At 39.6% G+C, this 2,845-nt stretch carries 2 protein-coding genes and 1 pseudogene; 2 read left to right on the top strand and 1 reads right to left on the bottom strand.

What is annotated here, in order from left to right; translation table 11 throughout:
- Together K6G87_RS16475 and K6G87_RS16470 are read left to right on the top strand one after the other, a co-directional pair.
- Positions 1-520 (top strand): annotated as a pseudogene (locus K6G87_RS16475) (phenylalanine--tRNA ligase subunit beta); the annotation flags it as partial.
- 382 nt (positions 521-902) lie between these two features.
- Positions 903-2,396 carry an aminopeptidase gene (locus tag K6G87_RS16470; protein ID WP_296839698.1) on the top strand — a complete coding sequence of 498 codons (1,494 nt, stop codon included), beginning with the start codon at positions 903-905 and terminating at the stop codon, positions 2,394-2,396.
- A 56-nt stretch (positions 2,397-2,452) separates the two neighbouring features.
- Here K6G87_RS16470 and K6G87_RS16465 read toward each other — a convergent pair.
- Positions 2,453-2,845: type II toxin-antitoxin system HicB family antitoxin (locus K6G87_RS16465; protein WP_330669913.1), on the bottom strand; the 393-nt coding region annotated here is incomplete at its 5' end.

Here is a 2,845-nt window from a genome sequence, read left to right as displayed (position 1 = left end):
CAATGTTGCAGATACTCTTCATGTAAGCTTTAAGTATGAAGCTGGCAATAAGCCATTCCTTCACCCTTACAGAACAGCTAAGATTCTGTGCGATGGCGTTGAAGTAGGTTACCTTGGACAGATCACATATGAGATCCAGGATTCAGAGGATATGAGAGTACCTGCATATGTAGCTGAGATCGATATGGACGCTCTTTCTAAGTATTATGAGAACGTACCTTCATTCGTTCCGCTTTCTAAGTTTGATAAGCAAAAGCGTGACCTTGCTCTAATCATGGACAAGACCACAACCTGCGGCGAAGTAGAAGAAGCTATCTATTCATCCTGTAAGTATGTAACAGATGTTAAACTCTTCGACGTATATGAAGGACTTCCAATTCCTCCTACAAAGAAGAGCATGGCATTCACAATAACCTTCACTCCTAAGGATGAAGAGCTTACAGATGAAGTAATAAGCGGATATGTAGACAAGATGCTCAGAAAGCTTCAGTTCACAATGGGAATTGAGCTTAGAAGCTAAGTAGTACTTAAAAGAAGCTATAATAATAAAAAAATTATAAGCTGATTATTAAAAAAAGCTGATTATTTCCAAATTCTATTGTTGAAGTGGGAAATAATCAGCTATAATATTGAGCTGTAAAAGAGTGAAATTAATATAATTCCTGAATAAGGGTGTTCAAGGATAAGGAAATGGATTAATATAGTTCAATTTTTGACGTAAGAGTCAAAAGGGTTTTTTGACTTCTGCTACGTTTATCGAATATCTGTTTCCCTGATTAATAAGTATCTCAATATTTAGTATTAAAATATTGAGTATTTATTTAAATAAGTATCTATTGAAATCCAGTTTTTTCGGGTTTCTGATAATAATCTTAATTGTATTTTTTAAGGAGTGTGATAATATGCTTAAAACAAATGCGTGGAATACGTATAACAAGACACAGCTTAAAGCTGTAGAGAAGTTAGCAACTGATTACAAAAACTTCCTCGATAACTCTAAGACAGAGCGTGAAGCAATTGATACTATCGTTAATGAGATCGAGGCTGCAGGATACAGAGAGCTGAGTACTCTTATAGGCGGCAAGACCAAGCTTAAAAAGGGTGATAAGGTTTACAGTGTATGGATGAACAAGTCCATCGTTATGTTCCAGATTGGTTCTGACCCACTTGAAAAGGGTCTTAATATCCTTGGTGCCCACATCGATTCTCCTCGTGTAGATGTTAAGCAGAATCCTCTTTTTGAGAAGGAAGGAATCGGATACTTTGATACACACTACTATGGCGGAATCAAGAAATACCAGTTCGTAGCTATGCCACTTGCTCTTCACGGAGTTGTTGTTAAGAAGGACGGCACAACAGTTCAGCTTAATGTCGGTGAAGATGAGGACGATCCGGTATTCTTCTTCTCAGATCTTCTGATCCACCTTGCTGCAGAGCAGATGGACAAGAAGGCTGCAAAGGTTATCGAGGGTGAAGCTCTTGATCTTATCGTTGGAAGTAGACCACTCATGGTTCCCGGTAAGGCTAAGAAAGAAACTAAGGCTGATTCCAAGCTTACTGATGGTGAGAACTATGCTATAGATTATGTAAAGCAGGAGATCACAGATTCTATTGATGCAAGCCATGCTGTAAAGAGAGGCGTAATGGCTATCCTCTATGATCTTTATGGTATCGAGGAAGAGGACTTCATCTCAGCTGAGCTTGAGATCGTTCCTGCAGGTAAGGCTAGAGATGCAGGATTTGACAGATCCATGATCCTTGGCTATGGTCATGATGACAGAGTATGTGCTTATCCTTCTATGAGAGCACTTCTTGAAACTAAGGATCTTAAGAGAACAGGATGCTGCATCCTTGTTGATAAAGAAGAGATTGGATCAGTTGGAGCAACAGGTATGCAGAGTAAGTTCTTTGAAAATGCTGTTGCAGAGCTTATGAACCTTACAAAAGAGGGCTACAATGATCTTGCACTTAGAAGATGCCTAGCAAACTCCTGTATGCTTTCTTCAGACGTAAGCGCAGCTTATGATCCTACATTTGCAGCAAGCTTTGAGAAGAAGAACGCAGCACTTCTTGGCGGCGGTCTTGTATTCAATAAGTTTACAGGTGCTCGTGGAAAGAGCGGCTCTAACGATGCTAATGCAGAGTATCTTGCAGCTATCAGAAGAGTATGCGATGACAACAAGATCGTATACCAGACAGCTGAGCTTGGTAAGGTAGATGTTGGCGGCGGCGGAACAATCGCATACATCCTCGCACTTTATGGAATGAACGTTGTTGACTCAGGTGTTGCAGTTCTTAACATGCACGCTCCATGGGAAGCAATCTCCAAGGCTGACCTTTATGAGTCACTTCGCGGATACAAGGCATTCCTTGCAGATATGGATCTTGTATATTGATTATATGTTTAGATAGAAAAAGAGCGTCTGAATGATATTATTCAGGCGCTCCTTTTTCATGCCATATTGAGTTTTTGTTTTAGTGCTTCCTGTAAGACTTTCGAAACATTTATGTGATGTTCTTCGACGGCCTCGTTGAGCCAGAATGGAATGCTGACATTACGCCTGACAGTTCTGTTTTCCATCTTTTTCCGATATGAGTCTATATCTACATCTACTAAAGTAATGTCGGAAACACCGTCTTCACAGAACATTCCTTTGGAGACATCAATATCATTTATGGAACTTGATGCAGGAATATCAGCATTTTCTTTATCATAACAGTAGCAACCAATGTAATCCCTTGCCATATGGATAGCATCAGCAAGGCCGTGTCCTTCAGTCATACCATTAAGATCAGGTATTTCTATAAGATAGGTATCTTTATCATCATGTGTACAAGTTAAAAT

This window comes from Butyrivibrio sp. (assembly GCF_024699075.1).
The sequence above is the reverse complement of the archived record's forward strand: the minus strand, read 5'-3'. Positions and strand labels throughout refer to the sequence as shown.

Excerpts from the sequence above, each read along its gene's own strand:
- K6G87_RS16470 (WP_296839698.1), top strand. The coding sequence starts at position 903 with ATGCTTAAAACAAATGCGTGGAATACGTATAACAAGACACAGCTTAAA.